Genomic DNA, 20,624 nt, shown 5'->3' on the forward strand with positions numbered 1-20,624 from the left:
AGAAATTGGCAAAGAAAGTTTTTAAGAAATTATACTTTTTGGAAAAAATACTAGGGAGATCAATCACACCAATACAAATCTTTTTTCTTTTGCAAAATAAAATGCAGCTTATCACACAAAAAAGGAGCACGAAAAAGAATTAGACTAAGCTGGCAAATTTCTGGAAAATTGACCGTGTGGACGGAATCGCCATAAATAATTTGGCAAGATAGCAGCCATTGCTCTGGAAGTAATACCGACTCCTTCTAAAGTTTTCCCATTCTTTATTGCTTCTTGAGAAACAATGTTATCCACTTGTAAAAAGCGTATTTGATCGGCTGTAATCAAGCTCGGCACGAGAGGTAATTTACCAATCATTCCTAAAATACCTCCGATAAAGAGTCCGGAAAAAAGAGGCATGGGTAAGGTTGTCTTTTTGCGCTGAATAACTTTTAATACATTCTCTAGAGCATCTGAGAATGTGAGAATTTGTGGACCTCCAAGATTATAAGTTGTTCCAAGGGTCGCATGTTTTTCTAGAGCACGTACAATAAACTCAGCGATGTCACCAACATATACTGGTTGTAACTTATTTTGACCACCACCAAAAAGAGGTATGATTGGTAAAGAGCATGACAATTTTGCTAAGGTGTTAAAGAAACAATCTTCTGGTCCAAAGATAACAGATGGACGCATAATAATTGCTTGAGGATGTTTACTACGAACGATTTTCTCGCTCATAGAATGTACGCGAGCGTAAAGAAATGAAGCATTTTCATTTGATACAAGCGTTGACATATGGATAAGAGAAATACCAGCTTCTGCTGTTAATTCAGAAACATTATTCACACCACAAATTTGTGTTTTTTGAAAATTTGATTGATTTGATTGTGCTAAGCTGCCAGGAAGAAACACTGCACCCTCTGCTCCAAGCAATGCACGTGCAACGGATGCACGATGCTTTACATCAGTTTGAAGCATCTGGATTTGTCCTACTTCTCCTATTTGTAGCATATAATAGGCTTTTTGTGGATAACGAACGGCAATGCGAACGCGATAACCCCGTTTCGTTAAAGCCTCAACGACATACCGTCCTACAAAACCAGATCCTCCGAAAACAGTAATCAGTTTGGGATGTTGATAAAGTGCACTATTAAGCTGCATGATCAAAAAGTCTATCTTTTTTAAAGCTCTATAAATGATTAGTTCTTAACACGGTGGCGTTTTGTTGTCACGTAAAATATCACCTGCAAGGTAGAGAGAACCTCCAATAAGAACAATTGCCTCTTTATATTCTGAATTAATTTTACGCAACGCATCTCGTAGACTAGCTTGTGGACTGGCAGAAAGTCCGACTTTTCTAGCGGATTCAGCCAAAACCGTTGGACAAATACTTGCATTGTTGTTGATCAACGAAATCGTATATACCTTATCTACAAGGTTGGCTATAGGGTGAAAGTACCCAACAGAATCTTTCGTATTAAGCATGCCAACAATCATAATAATAGGTCGGTTTGATTTTTTCTTCCATCGTATAAGTTCCGCTGCAACAACTGTTCCCGCAGCGGGGTTGTGTCCACCATCTAACCATAAATCAATATTAGGAGACAATTGATCAACTAAGTGTCCGTGAGTGAGGTGTTGCATCCGTGCTGGCCAGTAAATATTTTGTAGAGCATGGCTTATTGTTTGTTCTGAAAGCCGAAAACCAGCTTGGTAAACCGCTTCAATAGCAGCTCCGGCGTTAGCAATTTGGTGTGCTCCAATCAAGTTGGGAAGTGGAAGATCCATTAAACCTTGGTTGTTTTGGAAAACCATACGACCATGTTCTGCATAGCTTTGGTAATCTTGACCAAATAAAAAATAAGATGCTTTATTTTCATCTGCAATGGTTGCTAAAATAGAACAGGCTTCATCATGATTTTGCTTTCCAATAACTACTGGAACTGTTGGTTTGATAATCCCTCCTTTTTGAAAAGCAATTTGTGCGATTGTTTTTCCAAGAAAATTTTCGTGATCATAGTCAATAGGCATAATAAGAGAAAGAGCTGGTTTTTCTATCACATTTGTGGAATCAAAACGCCCTCCTAAACCAACTTCTAAAATCAAGACATCAGCTGGATGCGTACTAAATAACATAAAAGCAGCTGCTGTAAAAATTTCAAAAACTGTAATTGGTTCTTGACGATTTATTTTTATAACTTGTTGAATAACTTCCGCTAACTGACTCTCTGCAACAAATTTTCCTTGTCCTTTTTGACCTAATCTACAACGCTCATTCCAATGTACCAGATGAGGTGAACTATACACATGAACACGGTAGCCTCCACTTTCTAATAGTGCACGACAAATAGCTGAAGCAGATCCTTTGCCATTTGTTCCTGCAACATGAATAATAGGTGCGAGCTTTAAATGCGGATTACCAAGGCGTTTTAAAAGGCGTAAAATACGTTCTAAAGAAAGATCAAATTTTTTGGGATAATTTTTTAAAAAATCATCCATTATCCTTTTTACTTGGTTATTTTCCATAATTTAGGCCGCCTCAATTTTAGAAAGCGATGCCTGAGAGCTTGTTAGAGAAGGGTTGGTAGTGACAGGATATTTCATCATCAAACGTATAAGCCGCGCAATGGTTGTTTTCATTTCCAAACGAGATACAACCATATCAATCATGCCATGTTTAAGTAGATATTCACTACTTTGAAAGTCTTCTGGCAAAGTTTCACGTATAGTTTGTTGGATCACACGTGGTCCAGCAAAACCAATCATAGCTCCAGGTTCAGCAATATGGACATCACCGAGCATAGCATAAGACGCTGTAACTCCTCCAGTTGTGGGGTTGGTCAGAACTACAATATAAGGCAGTTTTGCTTCTTTCATCATTTCAACAGCTACTGTTGTTCGTGGCATTTGCATCAATGAAAGTGTCCCTTCTTGCATACGTGCTCCACCAGAAGCGACAAAAAAGACCAAAGGACATCTATTTGCAATGGCTGTATCAAAAGCTTTAATGATAGCTTCTCCTGAAGCCATACCAAGTGATCCTCCCATAAAAGCGAAATCTTGAACAGTTGCGACAATTGGTAGCCCCTCAATGGTACCTTGCGCACTTAAAATATTATCATCAACTCCAAGTTTAGAACGGTAATCTTTTAACCGATCAATGTAACGTTTTTCGTCACGAAACTTTAAAGGATCTGTTACAACTTTTGGATTTTCAAGAGGAGTATAGACTCCATCATCAAAAAAATACATGAGACGATTTTTGGCGCTGATGCGCATGTGATAGCCAGAGGTGGGCATGACATATTGATTCATTTCTAAATCTTTATGGAATACCATTTCACCACTCGTGGGATCTTTGATCCACAGATTGTCTGGAATGTTACGACGTCCCAGTATGGAATTGATTTTAGGACGAACATAATTTGTAATCCAGTTCATCTTTATAGCCTCTCTTTAAATATTATTCACTTTTTGGGTGCTTTGAAGAAATACAAAATCGAATTTCTAGACATGCTTTGCTGGTTAAATGGATGAAGCCATTGAATAGCTTTATCCAGGTATTTACAGCTCCAATCTTCTTATCCTTTAATTTTATCGTCTTTCACATATTGCAGTGATAACCTAAATTAAAAGCATTTCCTGCAATAAACTCGTCAATTATTTCAAAAACTTATATTTTTCATTTTTTGTTTTGATACTAAATCCCACTCCTGATGCTGGTTAGCAAATTTCTCATTTGCTTCTGGTCTAAAACCAACACTTAGCAAATTCTTAATACCAATTATGTGAATCTGAAAAAGTGTAATAACTGTAAGCATGAATAAGGTCATAATAGTCCATGAATATAATGGATATGATAGAATTATGTTAGCGAAACACTAATTTGAGAGCAAGATTTTTTTAAATCTTTTCCCTAATGAGAAAAGTAAAAATGATCTTTCAAAAGACTAAACTTGTTTTATCTTCTTCTTGATTGGTAAGCTTTATTGAATTTAGGTGGGAGAGTCTGCTATTATTTTAGTGTTATGCATATGATGATCTTTTGGTAAAAAATTGGGTACAATTATTGTTATTGGATCGATCTATTTTGTTTGTGGACACAGGAAGTTTTACCATTTTAGAAGTAAAGTTTACTTCATGATGTTTTTTACAACATCAAATTGCTTGAAGAGTTTTTATTTTTATTTGAAATAATAGAGTTTTTTCCCGACTTTAAGAATTGGAGGGATGGGATGAAAAAAATGATATGATAACATTTGCTAATTTTTGAGCAATATCTTTTTTACTCATGTGTGGCCAGTGTTCAACCTTTTCTTTGCTAATAAGATAAATTTGATTTGTATCAGCTCCCATAACGCTTGTACCGTCGACATGAAGAGAAATATCATTAGCTAGAATAAAATCAGCTCCTTTTTCGATGCGTTTTTTTTGCGCATTAGCAATGATATCGCATGTTTCTGCAGCAAAACCAATCACCAGTGGGGGACGATTGGGAGCGTGACTGATTGTTGCTAAAATATCAGGGTTTTCTACCATGTAAAAAGATGGTGGTGTTTTGTTCGCATTTTTTTTAATTTTGTGGAAAGATTGCGTCTGACTGCGCCAATCACAAACAGCAGCAACAAAAATAGCTCCATCAGCAGGCAATGCCAATTGAACAGCATCTAACATTTGACAGGCTGTTTCAACATGAATGGTTTTTACACCTTGTGGATCGTCAAGATTAACAGGACCACAAATAAGAGTTACGTTAGCACCTAAATGAGCGAGAGCTGTTGCAATGGCGTGACCTTGTTTTCCCGAAGAACGATTAGCAAGATAACGGATTGGATCAATTGGCTCATGAGTAGGTCCAGAAGTAACAATAAAATGGCGACCAGAAAGTGGTTTTTCTTGCTGTACACCTAAAAGAGTTTCTATCGAAGCTACGATGGTTAAGGGTTCACTCATACGTCCACAACCTGCTTCATCATGTTCAGCCATTGCTCCAACTTCTGGTCCAATGATATGAACGCCATCCGCGTGTAATTTCGCAACATTGCGAACAGTTGCAGGATGTGTCCACATGGCTGGATTCATAGCTGGTGCAATCAAAAGCGGGCAGCGTGCTGCTAAAAGCACACAATTGGCCAAGTCATCCCCTATACCAGTAGCTATTTTTGCAATACGGTTGGCTGTAGCGGGAGCTAAAATAATCAAATCAGCATCACGTGCTAACCTAATGTGACCAATATCATGTTCTGTTTCACGTGAAAATAAATCGCTATATACTTTGCTTCCACTTAAAGCTTCAGCTGCTAAAGGAGTAATAAACTTTTGAGCTGCTTGTGTCATAATAACGTTTAAATGTGCTCCACGTTCTTTTAGACGACGAATAAGATCAAGTGCTTTATAAGCTGCAATGCTACCACCAATAATAAGCAGGATAGATTTTGATTGCAGTGATTGCTTTTCTACGACGCTTATCTGAGAAGGTGTTATCACTGAAGGAACTGGATTGCTTAAAAGGCAACGGGCTTCTTCTTCCATAGAAATACCATTTTTTGCCGCTCGTATACGCAGGGCTTCTTTAGCTTTAGGTGAAAGATTACGAATGGTAATACTGGCCATGAAATTGATCCAAAAAATAAAATGATTGCAATGATTTCATAATCAATATTTTTTAGCATATTGAGCAAATTAGAAAAGATGAAAAAAATAAAAAGTCAAACAAACACAACAAAGTGCAATGATAAACAAGCTATAACGACCATAACGATTGGTACGGTTTTGCTCTATAGCAAGTTGTTTGAGTGTAGCAGGAGAAAGATTAAATCCTGTTTTTACCATTTGCTCAAGATCTTCTTCTATCCGTTGAAAATTTTGTATCAACTGTGGTGTCTTTCGTGCCAGCGAAAGAAGTACTTGTGCCCCTTCACTAAAGTCTTTTGCAATTCCCACAGGTCCTAAATTTTTGCTAATCCATTCTTTCACAACTGGTTCTGAGGCTTTCCACATATTGAAAGTTGGGTCCAATGTGCGGGCAACACCTTCTACGACAACCATAGTTTTTTGCAACAATAAAAGTTCAGGGCGCGTTTGCATGTCAAATAATTCCGTGACTTCAAACAATAATGTAAGCAGCTTAGCCATAGAAATGCTTTGCGCTGATTGTCCGTGAATCGGTTCACCGATGGCACGATTAGCTTGAGCGAAGCTCTCTATACTGTGGTGAGAAGGTACATACCCTGCTTCAAAATGAGCGCGCGCTACCCGATAGTAATCGCGTGTAATAAAACCATAAAGAATTTCAGCAAGAAAAAGCTTTTCTTTTTTACCAAGTCGTCCTGTAATTCCTAAATCAACAGCAACAATACATCCTTCATGATCTACAAATAAATTACCAGGATGCATATCAGCATGAAAAAATCCATCACGCAGTGTATGACGAAGGAAAGATTGAATAAGTGTAACGGCGAGCACTTGTAAATCAAAACCAGCTGCTTTAAGTGCGGAAATATCAGATATTCTGATACCATCAATCCATTCCATTGTTAAAACATTGCGTCCTGTTCGTTCCCAATTAATGTGTGGGACTCTAAAACCTACATCATGTTTAATATTTTCAGCCATTTCTGATATGGCGGCTGCTTCTAGCCGTAAATCCATCTCAATTCGTGTGGTTTGCGCCAAAGTGTCAACAACACAGACAGGGCGTAGGCGTCGAGAGGCGGGTACATAACGTTCTTGCAAATGAGCAACAAGATAGAACCCTTTGAGATCTTTCGCAAAACGGGTTCTAATATTAGGGCGAATAACTTTGACAGCACATTTTTTTTTATGCCCTGCTTCATCATAGTATTCAGCTGGATGGACCTGGGCAATAGAAGCTGCTGCAATAGGTGGATAAAAATTGATGAACAAATCGTTTATAGAACGACCAAGTGAACTTTCAATTTGGGCAATAGCAGAAGTGCAGGAAAAAGTTTGAACACGATCTTGTAACTGTGCCAAATCTTCTGCGACATTGCGTCCGACAATATCTGGGCGTGTCGCAAGAAATTGACCAAGTTTTATATAAGAGGGGCCAAGTTTATTAATTGCAGACGAAATATTTTCAGATCGTTGTTTTATTTTTGTTTTGCGTCGCGCTAATATGCACGCTATTTTGTAACATAATGCTGGAAATCCTTGAATGTGATCGCTAGGAAGAGTACTCAAAACGCCTTCACGTGCCAAAACCCATCCTGCACGTATTAATTGAAAGTAAGTGGAAATTTGCACCATTTTTAAATTTTCCAGCCTGAATGCAACGCTGCGATTGCACCTGTGAGATTACGATAGGATACTCGCGAAAAACCTGCTTCATTAATTATATGGACAAAATCATCTTGCTTTGGAAATTTTCGAATAGATTCGACTAAATAACGATAAGCATCTCCATCATCTGCAATAAATTGGCCAAGCTTTGGAATGACACGAAAAGACCAAAGATCATAAATTTGATCCAATAGAGGCATTTCAACGTTTGAAAACTCTAAACATAAAAAACGTCCACCCGGTTTTAAAACACGAAAAGCTTCTCTCAGAGCTTGATCAATATGCGGTACATTACGAATTCCAAAAGCAATAGTATAAGCGTCAAAGCTTTGATCTTCAAAAGGTAAATGTTCTGCATTGGCTTCAACAAAGTTAATTAAAGAAACGAGACCATTTTTTTGTGCACGTTGTTTTCCAACATTAAGCATCGAGGCATTAATATCAAGCACTGTAGCACGGGCTTGTTTGCGTGAAGCATTAAGAATGCGAAAAGCAATATCGCCAGTACCACCAGCCACATCAAGAACTTTCCAAGTGGGACGTGCTGGTGGAGAGAGCCATGTAACCATAGCATTTTTCCATACACGATGTAGTCCAAGCGATAAAATATCATTCATTTTGTCATAGTTTTCAGCAACAGAGTGGAATACATCGTCAACCATGGATTGCTTTTGTGCTTCATCAACTTTTTTAAAACCAAAAGAGTGCTCCATGCCTCCTTTAATTCCTACACGCTCTGTTTCAGTTGCCATGTATATGATCTTCCTTATTTTTTATCGTAAATGAAATATAAAAAGTGCCCAAATACAAAAAAGTAACGCACAAAATCACAATATTAATATTATTATTAATATTATTACATAACCACAGACAAAAAAGGTCCCTTTAGATATCGAGATTGGCAACACTCAAAGCGTTATCTTGAATAAAAGCGCGTCTAGGTTCAACTTCATCACCCATTAAACGGGAAAAAAGTGAATCTGCATCTGTTGCATCATTGATTTTTACTTGCAAAAGAGCGCGGGCATCAGGATTTAGGGTTGTTTCCCAAAGCTGTTCAGCATTCATTTCTCCAAGACCTTTGTAACGTTGCAAAGTGATCCCTTTTTTACCATTTGCAAAAATGCTCTCTAATAAGCTAACAGGTCCCAAAATACGCTCTGATTTATCTTTGCGATGTAGAAAGAGAGGAGGGGTATATATTTCTGTAAAATTTCGTGAAATACGGTCAATTTGACGTGCATCAGCTGAATTTATAAGCCCTGCATCAAGGGTAATAGTATCTTTAACTCCGCGAAAAACACGTTCAAAATATAGATTTCCATCTGATGTATATTGACCACTCCAACCGCGCTCCATATCATCAGCTATCAAATCGAGGCGATGTGCTATGTTATCGGCTGTTTTTTGCGCTTTTTCTGGCGTTGCAAAAGCTTCAAGATTAAAAGCTCCAACAATGGCTGCTTGCTCAATAATATTACGATCATAACGGGTGTGAAGTCCATTTAACAGTTGACGTAATATGCGAGCATCTTCGACGAGTTGACGCAAATCTGAACCTGCGCGAACTTCTCCTGTTGCTAATTCTAATGTTGTTTCTTCTAGCCCAGAATCAATCAGAAATTCTTCAAATGCTGCTTCGTTTTTTATATACTGAAAAGATTTTCCACGTGTTACTTTGTAAAGCGGTGGTTGAGCAATATAGAGGTGTCCACGCTCAATCAATTCGGGCATTTGTCTAAAAAAGAAAGTAAGTAACAAGGTGCGGATATGTGCACCATCAACATCCGCATCGGTCATAATGATAATTTTGTGATAACGTAACTTATCTGGGGAAAACTCATCTTTACCAATGGAAGTTCCAAGAGCAGTAATCAGTGTTCCAATCATATCAGATGAGAGCATTCGGTCAAAGCGTGCTCGTTCGACATTCAAAATTTTACCACGTAGGGGTAAAATTGCTTGATTTTGGCGTGAACGTCCACTTTTTGCTGAGCCACCAGCAGAATCCCCCTCAACAATAAAAATTTCTGATTTTGCTGGATCACGTTCCTGACAATCAGAGAGTTTTCCTGGTAAAGATGTAATGTCTAGAGCACCTTTCCGTCGTGTAAGTTCTCGTGCTTTGCGCGCTGCTTCGCGTGCTGCTGCAGCTTCTACCACTTTACTTGTAATAATTTTTGCTTCGTTTGGATGTTCCTCTAGCCAGGCAGAAAGTCCTTCATTGACCAAATTTTCAACAACAGGGCGTACTTCAGAGGAAACTAATTTATCTTTGGTTTGTGAAGAAAATTTGGGGTCTGGAACTTTTACAGAAAGAATAGCTGTTAATCCTTCACGGCAGTCATCACCAGTTAAGTTAACTTTTTCCTTTTTTGCGATACCTGAAGATTCAGCATAACCATTAATTTGGCGCGTTAAAGCGCTGCGAAAACCTACGAGGTGGGTTCCTCCATCACGCTGAGGAATATTGTTGGTAAAACACAAAACTTTTTCATGATAAGAATCATTCCACCACAAAGCAACATCAACGCTCATTCCATCTTTTTCACTTGCAATATAAATAGGAGCATCAAGAAGAGCTTTTTTTGATTGGTCAATATATTTGACAAATTCAATTAAACCACCTTCATAATGTAGTTCAACGGAATGAACATCTGCATGACGTTGGTCAACAAGGAGAATGTGCACACCAGAATTCAAAAAGGCCAATTCCCGTAAACGACGTTCTAAGGTTTCAAAATCAAATTTAACCATAGTAAAGGTTTCAGGACTTGGTAAAAATCTAATTTCTGTTCCACTTTCTGCATTGCAATCACCGACAATTTTTAGAGGAGAATCGGCGACCCCATGCGCAAATGACATTTCATGGATTTTGCCATTACGCCTGATTCGCAGATGCAACCATACTGATAGCGCGTTAACAACAGAGACACCAACACCGTGCAGTCCTCCAGAAACTTTATAAGAGTTTTGATCAAATTTTCCACCAGCGTGAAGTTGGGTCATAATGACTTCAGCTGCTGAAACGCCTTCTGTTGGGTGAATATCTGTAGGGATACCACGCCCATTATCACGAACAGAACAGGAGCCATCAGCATGAAGTGTGACATTTATGAGTGTAGCATGACCCGCTAAAGCTTCATCAATGGCATTGTCTACGACCTCATAGACCATATGGTGCAAACCTGAGCCATCATCTGTATCGCCGATATACATACCAGGGCGTTTACGTACAGCATCAAGACCTTTGAGAACTTTGATAGAGGCGGCATCATAATCATCACCATACACTGGTGAGTTTTTTTCATCACTCATAAGTTAATCCATTTCAGTGTTCAATTTGCGATATTTATCAGCATTTTTTAGCTTTATGTTTTGACCGTTATTTATGGAATAACAACATTAAATGTTTACCGTATATCAAATTTATATTCAACATCTGTCAGTATACAATAAGTAGGATGATTTTTGTGTATGCAAACAATGTTGTACTGTTACGTTGCATTTTGGGTATAAAGATATTCACAATTAATTTTATTTAGTTGATTTTTATAAATTTTTAATGTTGTCGGAGGGAGAAAAATCAATTTTTTGTACTTTTATAACTGCATTTTGCGCATTTTTACGTATTACATAGCTTAAATTAATAATCTTCTTTTTTGGAATATTTTTGTGATGTTGCATAATAATACTGGAAAAGCTTGTAGTTTATATGAATATCAAAATCAGTATGTATTTCGGAAATATATGGAAATTGTAAGATTTTGAACAATTTTAAAGGTATCTTAGCATTTAAAATTATTTAAAACCAGATATTTAAGTAAAATATTTTAAATGTTGTACTGGGTTAATTGTACTTTAATTGCAGAAATTGCAGAAAATTGAGGGAAAAAACTTTAAAAATGAAAAAACCTATAGACATATTAAATGTTTTTATTGGCGTTTTATTAATTACATGGGGGATTCTCTTATCGTCTTTGGCAAAAGCTGAAACGTCTGGAAAACTACCTTTCTTTTTTGATTCCCATAAACGTTTGGTACAACCTGATATAACAGATATAACTCGTTTGCGTTTTGTAACAACTTTTGATTTCCCCCCTTTTAATTTTCTTGATAAAACAGGGCATCTTTCTGGCTATAATATCGATTTATTGCGTGCTGTTTGCTCAAAATTAAATCTTGAGACATTATGTGAGGTAGAAGTTGTTCCTTGGGAAGAGCTGGTAGATCACGTCAAAAATGGAGGAGCAGAAGTGATTATTGCTGGTTTAAAAGAAACAGCAATGACGCGTAAAGATCTTGTTTTTACTAAAACTTATTTGCGTTTTCCTGCCCGGTTTGTTGCTTCTAAACCTATTAATTTGGATGAGCCAATAAGTGATAAGCTTACGCATTTAAAGAGTGGACTTTTATTCAATAGTGCTCACGAAGAGTTGTTTCATAATTATTTTCCTGAAGCCAAATGGAAAGGGTTTAAAGATAGAGGAGAACTTTACAAAGCGCTACAAGATCATAAAATTGATCTTATTTTTGATGATGGGTTTGCTTTATCTTTATGGTTAAATGATCCAAAATCTGCTGATTGTTGTTATTTTGTTGGTGGTGCATATATAGCTCCACAATTATTGGGAAAAGGAATGCAAATGGCTGTTTCAAAGCAGAATGCAAAACTGGCCAATATACTCAATTATGCTCTGAAGTCTTTAGAAGATGATGGCAAGCTTGCAGAACTTTATCTGCGCTATTTTCCGATTGGTTTTTATTAATAAGCTTTGTTTATTTTTTAGGAAAGAGCAGTTAATCTTTCATTCCCTAATCGATAAGAAATGGATTCTGCAAGATGATGACGTGAAATAAGGTCTGCTTCATCAAGGTCAGCAATAGTACGTGCAACTTTGAGAATGCGATGATAAGAACGTGCAGAAAGATGCATTTTTTCACTAACATTTTGTAATAATATTGTAGCTTTTTTATCAAGAGTAGCAATTTGTTCGATGATTTTAGCAGGGCAATCGCCGTTGGTGCGAATATGGTCAAAGCCCAGTGTCGTAAAACGTTTGATTTGAATAGCTCGGCAACGTGCAACGCGTTTTGCAACATCACAACTTTTTTCTGATTGCTCTGGTTGCATAAGATCCATAGCTGTTAAAGCAGGGACATCAACCCGTAAATCAATTCGGTCAAGTAAAGGACCAGAAATGCGAGATTGATAATCAATTTGACAGCGTATTCCTTTAGCACAAACATGATTTTTTTCACCAGCCATACCACAGCGACAAGGATTCATTGCAGCAATGAGCTGAATGCGGGCAGGATAGCTTATGTGGTGGTTAGCTCGGGCAATAACACATTCTCCACTCTCTAAAGGTTGACGCAGAGAATCGAGAACTTTTGGAGAAAATTCAGGAAATTCATCGAGAAATAAAACACCATTATGTGCAAGGGAGACTTCTCCTGGTCTCCCTTTTAGACCACCGCCGATCATGGCTGCCATGGAGGCAGAATGGTGTGGAGCACGAAAAGGACAGTGAAGTGAAATGGTATTGTTTACTGTTTCACCTGCAATAGAAGCAATTAAAGAAACATCTAAGAGCTCAGAGCTATCAAGGGGTGGTAAAATGGATGGTAAACGTTGAGCTAACATAGATTTTCCTGCACCAGGAGGACCTACAAATAAAAGGTTATGCCGTCCAGCTGCGCAAACTTCTAATGCACGTTTAGCAGCTTTTTGCCCTTTAATTTCGGAAAGGTCCGGAAGTTCAGTTTGAATCGTATATTCTCGTGGTTTCGGACGTTTTTGAATTTGAGTTCCTCTAAAGTGATTGACCATCATAAGAAGAGTCTCAGGTGCAAAAATGTCCATCTCTTCGTTTATCCACGCCGCTTCAGGTCCGCATTTATAGGGACAAATGAGCCCTTTACCTAATGATAAAGCTGTCATTGCAGCCGGCAGGACCCCATTAACAGCTGTAATAAATCCATCAAGTGATAATTCACCTAAAATGATATAGTCTTGTGCTACTTTAGGAGGAAGAAGTTCCATAGCGAGCATTAAACCTACAGCAATTGGCAGATCATAATGCGATCCTTCTTTAGGTAAATCAGCTGGCGCAAGGTTAATAGTAATTCGTTTATTAGGCATAGAAAGCCCACAGGCATGAATAGCTGCTTGCACACGTTCACGACTTTCTGCAATTGCTTTGTCTGCTAAGCCAACAATCGCTATGCCTATTTTACCAGGGGAAACCATAACCTGTACATCAACAGGTACTGCTTCTAAACCGCGAAAAGCAACAGTTGTGGCACGCGCGATCATCAGTTCTCTTTCCTTCCCCTCTCATTACACAGAAACAATCATATCTGCATATAAAAATCAAGAAGTGTTTGTATAGCTTTTTGGATAGACAGATCTATATACCTCCGCATGTACGAACTTTTGTGCTCTCGTCGTAAGTTGGGAAGTGAGTTATTCAATTGAACCATAATAACCTACGATGAAATAAATCATTTATAGTGCGCTAAGTAAATGTGCTAGAAATAAAAGGGTTATTTGTATTTATAGTAAGAATTTCTGTGAATACGAAGAGGGGTAAATTATTATGTATTTCAATAAAAAATGATATGAAATAAAATGTTTGAAGTAGCATATTTGTTGCTTTTCTTTTTCGGTGTTGTTTGTAAAAAATGATGTAAATTGTACTAAAGGCATCTAATTTATGATGTATGAGGCAGGATTTTTGTTGAAATCAGGAACCATGCGTAGTGTATTTTTAGGTTTATGTTTTGTCTTTGTTTTTTTGCATCCACTTGCAGCATTTGAGCTTTTTGGTAAAAAAAAGACAAATTCTTCTTCATATAATACGAGCAGTACAGATAGGTTTTATAAAGTTGAAGTTGTGGCTCCACCAGGTGCGCCACCAGAAGGTGTAAAGATAGTTAAAGCTGTTTCTTCTCTTGTAGCTGATCAAGGTAAGGTGTTATCGAGTTCTTCTGGCCTATTGGCTAAAGCACGTTCAGATTATCGTACAATTCTTGCTGCTCTTTACGCTGATGGACGTTATGGTAGTGTTATTAAAATTCAGATTAATGGTCGAGAAGTTGCTGATTTGAGCCCTGTAACGCAATTACCAGCGCATTCTAATATTGTCATTATGGTTGATGCTGGCCCACAATATATTTTTAACGTTGCCCGTATCAATGAAGTTGCTCCATTGTCAAAACATAAAACAAATAAAATGCCTTCAATAAAAGATTTGGGCTATACGGTTGGAGCTATAGCTAAATCTGAAACTATTCGTAAAGCAGAAGTGTGGGCTGTTAAGGGATGGCGTAAACAAGGTTACGCTAAAGCTAAGGTTACTAACAGTGAGGTAATTGCTGATCATGCCGCGCGTCTTATTGATGCACAGATTACGGTTGATCCTGGACAAAAAGCTTATTATGGTCCTCTAACTGTGCGCAATGTAAGTAAGAAACCACATATAGACTCAGATTATATTGCATGGATGACAAAATTAACACCAGGTCAGGAATATGATTCTGATGCGTTAGCCAAAGTTAATGAACGACTTGCTCGTCTTGATGTTTTTCGTGCTGTGAATATTCGTGAGGCTGATACAATTAGCCCTGATGGCAGTTTGCCGCTTACGCTTGTTTTAGAAGAACGTAAACCACGGCGTTTTAGCTTCGGTGGTAGCTATTCAACGTTAGATGGTGCAGGTATTGAAGCTTATTGGATGCATAACAATCTTTTTGGTCATGCAGAACATCTTAAAATTGAAGCAAAAATAAACGGGGTCGGTAGCAATAAAGAACAATCATATGATCCTAAAAATTTCGATTACCTTTTTTCAGGCACATTTATCAGACCTGGTACGTTCACCCCCGATACGGATTTGAAGGCAGAATTGAAAGCACAACAGGATATCCTGGATAATTATATGACACAAGCTGTCAGGGGAAAATTGGGTATTACACATATTTTCAACGATGATTTATCGGGACAGGTTGCAGTAGAGATTTCTAAGGGATATTCACGTGATGTCTATTTTGGAGATCGTAATTTTACAACAATTGGGTTTCCTAGCGGTTTGGTTTACGATAATCGTGATAATAAATTCGACGCGAAAAAAGGTTTGTATGGTGAAGCGGCTTTTGAACCTTTTTATGAAATGTACTTTAGCAATTTTGTGGCAAAAATGACTATTGAGGGGCGTTCTTATTGGGGGTTGGATGAAAAGGATCGTTTTGTTTTCGCAGCGCGAGCAAAGCTTGGTACAATGGTCGGAACTAATATAGAACATGTCCCTTCAGATGTTCTATTTTTTGCTGGTGGTGGTGGATCTGTTCGTGGTTATGCTTACCGTAATATCGGTATCAAAATAGAAAATGATGCTGTTGTTGGTGGACGTTCGCTTGTTGAAGGTTCGGCAGAATTACGTTTTTCTTTAAATGACAAGATAGGGTTTGTCAGTTTTATTGACGGAGGTATCGTGGGAGAAAAATCATTTTTTGATTTTTCTCAAAAAATTAAATGGGGAGCTGGTATTGGAGGTCGCTACATAACAGGTATTGGTCCTTTACGTATTGATTTGGCCTTTCCCTTAAAGAGAGAGAAAGGCGATCCTCGCATTGGTTTTTATGTGGGTATAGGACAAGCGTTTTAATGAAAAAAACAGTACGTTTATGGAGTTTATTATTTGGACTTTTTTTTCTTTTTATGAGCACGCTTGTTTTAGGAAAACAAGACGATTCATTTTTCGATGATGCGAAAATGGAGAAGAGTTCATGGTTTGTTGCTTATATTGAACGAAAACTTTCAGCGCCTAACCGTAGAGTGCGTTTGCATAATGTACGCGGAATATTATCATCTCAAATGTCTGTTGATGCCATTACTATTAGTGATAAAGACGGTATTTGGCTTAAAATGACCAATGTTACAATGGATTGGAAGCGCCTATCGTTATTGAAAAAGCATTTGAACATTGATAAGCTTTCTGTAGAACAAGTTACGCTTTTACGTAAATCGCAAAACAATTCTTCTTCTGTTTCTTTTCTCGAATCAAGAAAATTTTCTTTACCAAAGCTGCCTATAGCTGTTTCTATCAATGCGCTTACAGTGCCACATGTGACATTTGAACAAGATTTTTTGGGTTTTTCTGCTGATCTGTCCTTAAAAGGACATTTAATTTTGACTGATGGTGATTACGATATTGATGTAGTAGCTCATCGTTTAGACAAGCAGGGTTCTTTTTCTGTTTTAACGAAGGTATCTAATGACGATCGTACAGCGAAAATTGATATTTCTGCTTTCGAGCCGCATAATGGTATTGTTGCTAATATTCTTAACATTGAAAAGCGTCCTGCTTTCAATCTTGCTATTCAAGGTGATGGTCATTTTGATGATTTAGTTGTCAAACTTTCTTTAGAGACTGATAATAATCCTATTTTAGATGGTCGTATTCTTTTTGCTAGTGTTGCAGAAGAACATAATGTTTTTACTAAACTTGTCGGCAGACTTGGCTCTTTTATGCCTGTTCAATATCGTAGTCTTTTCGAAAATGATGTAACATTGGAAGCAGGGGCAAGAGTGACAAAAGAAGGTGCAATGCACCTTGATCATATGACTATTCAGGGACAAGCAATAAATTTTGTAGCTAATGCTGAAGTAACAAAAGATAGATTTTTACGGCGGTTTTTTGTTGATGGGAAAATAGCTTTTGATAAGAAAAGTGAATCTGATCGTTCGCCTGTGTTAAAAGCATCAACGCGTGCAGATAATCTTGTTTTAACTGTTGATTATGGTCGTGAAGGGCAAAAATCCTGGAAAGGGCAGCTCATTATACATAATTTAAGCAATAAAAATGTTCATATCCATGACGCTGTTTTTGATATGGGAGGGGTAAGCGAAAATCTTGATAATATAGCGTCTCGTCATGTTGGTATTCAGGTTAACGGAAAGCTTCAGGGAATTACAAAGATTAAAGGAGAAGCATTAAAAGAAGATATAGATCAAACAGTTCATGTGCATTTAGATACGGATATTGTTGCTAAAAAACCGATTGTCATTAATGATTTTAGCGTTACATCTCAAGGTTTTTCTACTTGGTTAAAAGGAAAAATGGACCATTTAATTTTTAAAGGTGATCTTGGTTTAAAAGCACAAACATTATCTCCTTTAGGCTTTTTGAGTAAACAGGCATTTTCTGGTGGTGCAGACCTTAAAGCTAAGGGAACTATAAATCTGATAAGCGGTATTTTTGATTTTGAATTATCAGGTATCGCCAACGACATGAAAATAGGTATGAAGCCTTTTGATCAATTATTCAAAGGAAACCTTATTTTCTCGGGTGAAGCTATGCGGAATAAGGCAGGCTTTATTGTGCGTCGTTTTGGTTTAAAAAGTCAATACGTAAGTGTAAACGCTGATGGGTATTTTTCAAGTGAAAATGCTAAGATGGATTTTATTGCTAAACTATCCGATCTTACTTTATTAGATCCAAGGATGAGCGGTGCACTCACAATAAAAACTACCGCTAGAGGACGCAATCATCTGATAAAGCTTGATACACGTGCTCACATTGCTGAAGCATTTTTTATAGGAAAAAAACTAAAAAATGCAACATTTTCTGTTAATGCACTTATGGATAATGCATCATCGGTTACTCCTTATTTAACAGGATCTGTAGAAGGTAAGGGAACTTTTGCTAAGCAACCATTGCGCTTATCTGCTTCTTTTGAGAGCTCTAAGAAAATTCAAAATCTTCAGGATATCAACATTAGAGGGGGAAAGGCAGAGATAACCGGCAGCCTTTCTAAACCGTTTAAAGGATCAGTGGAAGGAGCGTTGCATGTTGATGCTGATGATATTTCGGTGCTTGCTGCGTTGTTTTTACAAGAAGGTCATGGACAGTTAAAAGGAGATTTTGTTTTTTATGAACAAAATGGCAAACAAAGAGCTAGTTTGAAAGCTTATATTGATAGCTTAAGTTTTGCAAAGAATAAAATTAAAAAGTTAGCAGTAGAAGCAGATATATTTGACCTTTTTGGAATGACTCAGTTTGAAGGTTTTATCAACGCAGAACATATTCAAACAGCTTCTATGATGGTCGATCATTTTAATGCTAACGCTCACTATGATAATGAGAAAACAGCTTTTACTATTCAAACAATGCTGAATAGTAATACAAACGCGCAGCTTTCTGGCAGTGTGATTACAATGGGACTTCCAGAAGGTATAAAACGAGCAGTGCATATTGAGACCATAGATGTGAAACAACCCAATCTTCATGCAGTATTACCTAAACAGGCTACAATTGTTTTTGATAAATATGGGATGGTAGTAAGAGAATTAGGGCTTTCTGTTAATGGGGGTAAAGTTGTACTTGCGGGTAATTTTTACGATACTCTTAACTTGCATCTTCAAATGGATGCTTTTCCTGTTGCTTTGGCTAATTTATGGAAACCCAGTCTGGGTGCTGCTGGTACTTTAACAGGACAGGTTACAATTCATGGAAATTTAAAAAAACCTGATGTGATTTATGATGTAAAAGGTGAAGGTTTAACAACTGTTGCTCTTCAAAATAAAAAAATAATGCCTTTTGCACTTTCTGCTACAGGGAAAACAACAGATAAAATTCTTACTTTAGATGTAGATTTAAAAGGGGAAGGAATACAAGCGCAGGCACAGGGTAATATGTTTTTAGATAACAACCAACTTGATTTACATGTTAACTTGAAGAATTTATCTGCTCGTTTTGCTGATGGGTTTATTGAAGGACGAGCGCTTGGAGGGGGGATTATGGGCAAGGTCGATATTGCTGGCACAGTGAAGAATCCTTCTGCTCATTTTGATCTTTCTAGTCAAAGCATGACTATTATAACACACAAAGGATCTGTGCCAATCAACATGAGTGCACGTGGTTCTTACAAACAATCGGCATTATATATCGAGAGTATGTCTGCAACTGGAAAAAAAGGGTTAGATCTCTCTGTAAAAGGACCTGTTTCTTTGAATGATTCAGAGAGCCAATTGAATATTAAAGGAACAATGCCTCTTTCTATTATTGATCTATTGTTGGCTAAACGTGGTGCATATGCAACAGGTACTGCAAAAATTGATACAACCTTAAATGGTAGATTATCTGATCCAAAGCTAAAAGGGTATTTTTCTATAGCTGATGGCAGTTTTTTTGATTCACAAACAAATGTGAGATTAAATGATATAGCGATTGAAGGTAAGTTAAATGGCGATCACATTTTTATAGAGAAAGCTACGGCTTCTTCGTTTAGTGGGGGATCTCTTTCAGCTTCAGGTCTTATTACTAATGATTTGCAGGCAGATTTGGTTATTCATCTCGATAAAACTAATTATAATGATGGTTCCATGATTCTTGCAACCTTATCAGGTAAGGTTACAATGGCGGGTCATTTTCGTGGTGATCTGATTATTGGTGGTGATGTCAATGTTGAAAAAGCTGAAATTGTTGTTCCCGATTATTTTCAAACCGCAAAACTTCTTGATATCCAAAATAAGAATTTAACCAAACCAATTCAACAAACGCTCGAACGTGCTGATGTGAAAGATTATAGCAAAAGCCGTGATGTTTCTCAAAAATCTTCATCTGTTGTTCGATTAAATATGCGTGTTACTGCGCGTAATCAGTTTTTTGTACGTGGACGAGGTTTAGATGCTGAATTGGGAGGACGCATTAATTTAACAGGTCCATTGTATGATGTGCATCCAGTTGGTGACTTTCAGATGATTCGTGGACGTTTTGATATCCTTTCGAAACGTCTTGACTTCGATCAAGGACGAGCGAGTTTTAGTGGTAATCTTAACCCTACTGTTTATTTTGCAACTAACAATACGAGTGGTGATATTCGCGTTATTGTAACTGTTAGTGGAACGATTGATAATCTTGACGTTAATTTTTCTTCACAGCCTAGTTTGCCACAAGATGAAGTTTTAGCACGGTTAATTTTTAACCGCTCTCTTAGTGAATTGTCGCCATTTCAGATTGCTCAGCTTGCAGCGGCAGCGGCAGATCTTGCAGGAGCTCCTAATATATCTTTGTTGAATGCTTTACGAAGTAAAATTGGTCTTGATGATCTTGATGTTATTGTTAATGAAAAGGGTAATACGGGTTTACGTATTGGACGTTATATACACAATAACATTTATTTAGGTTTTGAAGCAGATTCAGATGGGATGACGAAGGGAACAATTAATTTGGATATCTCTCGCCATCTTAAAGCTAAGGGCTCTATAGGAAATGAAAGAGATTCCAGTATTGGTCTATTTTATGAAAAAGATTATTGAGAATTAAAGTTTTTAA

General features: G+C 37.4%; 11 protein-coding genes. 3 read left to right on the top strand and 8 right to left on the bottom strand.

Annotation, left to right across the window (positions count from 1 at the left end):
- Positions 1 to 144: 144 nt before the first annotated feature.
- The 7 genes from V4P55_RS05925 to gyrB form a co-directional block, all read right to left on the bottom strand.
- Positions 145 to 1,143 carry a complex I NDUFA9 subunit family protein gene (locus V4P55_RS05925; protein WP_455474170.1) on the bottom strand — a complete coding sequence of 333 codons (999 nt, stop codon included), beginning with the start codon at positions 1,141 to 1,143 and terminating at the stop codon, positions 145 to 147.
- A 45-nt stretch (positions 1,144 to 1,188) separates the two neighbouring features.
- Positions 1,189 to 2,508, bottom strand: a complete 1,320-nt coding sequence (locus V4P55_RS05930; protein ID WP_455474171.1) for a bifunctional folylpolyglutamate synthase/dihydrofolate synthase — start codon at positions 2,506 to 2,508, stop codon at positions 1,189 to 1,191.
- A gap of 3 nt (positions 2,509 to 2,511) precedes the next feature.
- A complete protein-coding gene (gene accD / locus V4P55_RS05935; protein ID WP_455474172.1) occupies positions 2,512 to 3,423 on the bottom strand; it encodes an acetyl-CoA carboxylase, carboxyltransferase subunit beta in 912 nt (303 codons plus the stop codon).
- A gap of 774 nt (positions 3,424 to 4,197) precedes the next feature.
- On the bottom strand, positions 4,198 to 5,595 hold the full coding sequence (gene coaBC, locus V4P55_RS05940; protein ID WP_455474173.1) for a bifunctional phosphopantothenoylcysteine decarboxylase/phosphopantothenate--cysteine ligase CoaBC: 1,398 nt from the start codon (positions 5,593 to 5,595) through the stop codon (positions 4,198 to 4,200).
- A gap of 69 nt (positions 5,596 to 5,664) precedes the next feature.
- On the bottom strand, positions 5,665 to 7,251 hold the full coding sequence (gene ubiB, locus V4P55_RS05945) for a 2-polyprenylphenol 6-hydroxylase (RefSeq protein ID WP_455474174.1): 1,587 nt from the start codon (positions 7,249 to 7,251) through the stop codon (positions 5,665 to 5,667).
- A 2-nt stretch (positions 7,252 to 7,253) separates the two neighbouring features.
- Positions 7,254 to 8,036: a bifunctional demethylmenaquinone methyltransferase/2-methoxy-6-polyprenyl-1,4-benzoquinol methylase UbiE gene (gene ubiE / locus V4P55_RS05950; RefSeq protein WP_455474175.1), complete on the bottom strand. Its 783-nt coding sequence runs from the start codon at positions 8,034 to 8,036 to the stop codon at positions 7,254 to 7,256.
- A 133-nt stretch (positions 8,037 to 8,169) separates the two neighbouring features.
- Positions 8,170 to 10,602 (bottom strand): DNA topoisomerase (ATP-hydrolyzing) subunit B, encoded by a 2,433-nt coding sequence (gyrB, locus tag V4P55_RS05955; RefSeq protein ID WP_455474176.1) that lies wholly within the window; start codon positions 10,600 to 10,602, stop codon positions 8,170 to 8,172.
- Between the two features lie 587 nt (positions 10,603 to 11,189).
- Here gyrB and V4P55_RS05960 point away from each other — a divergent pair.
- Positions 11,190 to 12,053 carry a transporter substrate-binding domain-containing protein gene (locus V4P55_RS05960; RefSeq protein WP_455474177.1) on the top strand — a complete coding sequence of 288 codons (864 nt, stop codon included), beginning with the start codon at positions 11,190 to 11,192 and terminating at the stop codon, positions 12,051 to 12,053.
- 17 nt (positions 12,054 to 12,070) lie between these two features.
- Here the strand turns inward: V4P55_RS05960 and V4P55_RS05965 are convergent, their stop codons facing one another.
- Positions 12,071 to 13,603, bottom strand: a complete 1,533-nt coding sequence (locus tag V4P55_RS05965; RefSeq protein ID WP_455474178.1) for a YifB family Mg chelatase-like AAA ATPase — start codon at positions 13,601 to 13,603, stop codon at positions 12,071 to 12,073.
- A gap of 400 nt (positions 13,604 to 14,003) precedes the next feature.
- On the opposite strand from V4P55_RS05965, the gene V4P55_RS05970 reads away from it, so the two are divergent.
- Entirely contained in the window at positions 14,004 to 15,953 is a 1,950-nt protein-coding gene (locus tag V4P55_RS05970) for an autotransporter assembly complex protein TamA (protein WP_455474179.1), read from the top strand.
- Positions 15,953 to 20,608 (top strand): translocation/assembly module TamB domain-containing protein, encoded by a 4,656-nt coding sequence (locus tag V4P55_RS05975; RefSeq protein WP_455474180.1) that lies wholly within the window; start codon positions 15,953 to 15,955, stop codon positions 20,606 to 20,608. The genes V4P55_RS05970 and V4P55_RS05975 overlap by 1 nt, the downstream gene beginning before the upstream one ends.
- The last annotated feature ends 16 nt before the right edge of the window (positions 20,609 to 20,624 follow it).

The sequence above is a fragment of the Bartonella sp. B30(2025) genome, from assembly GCF_053793825.1.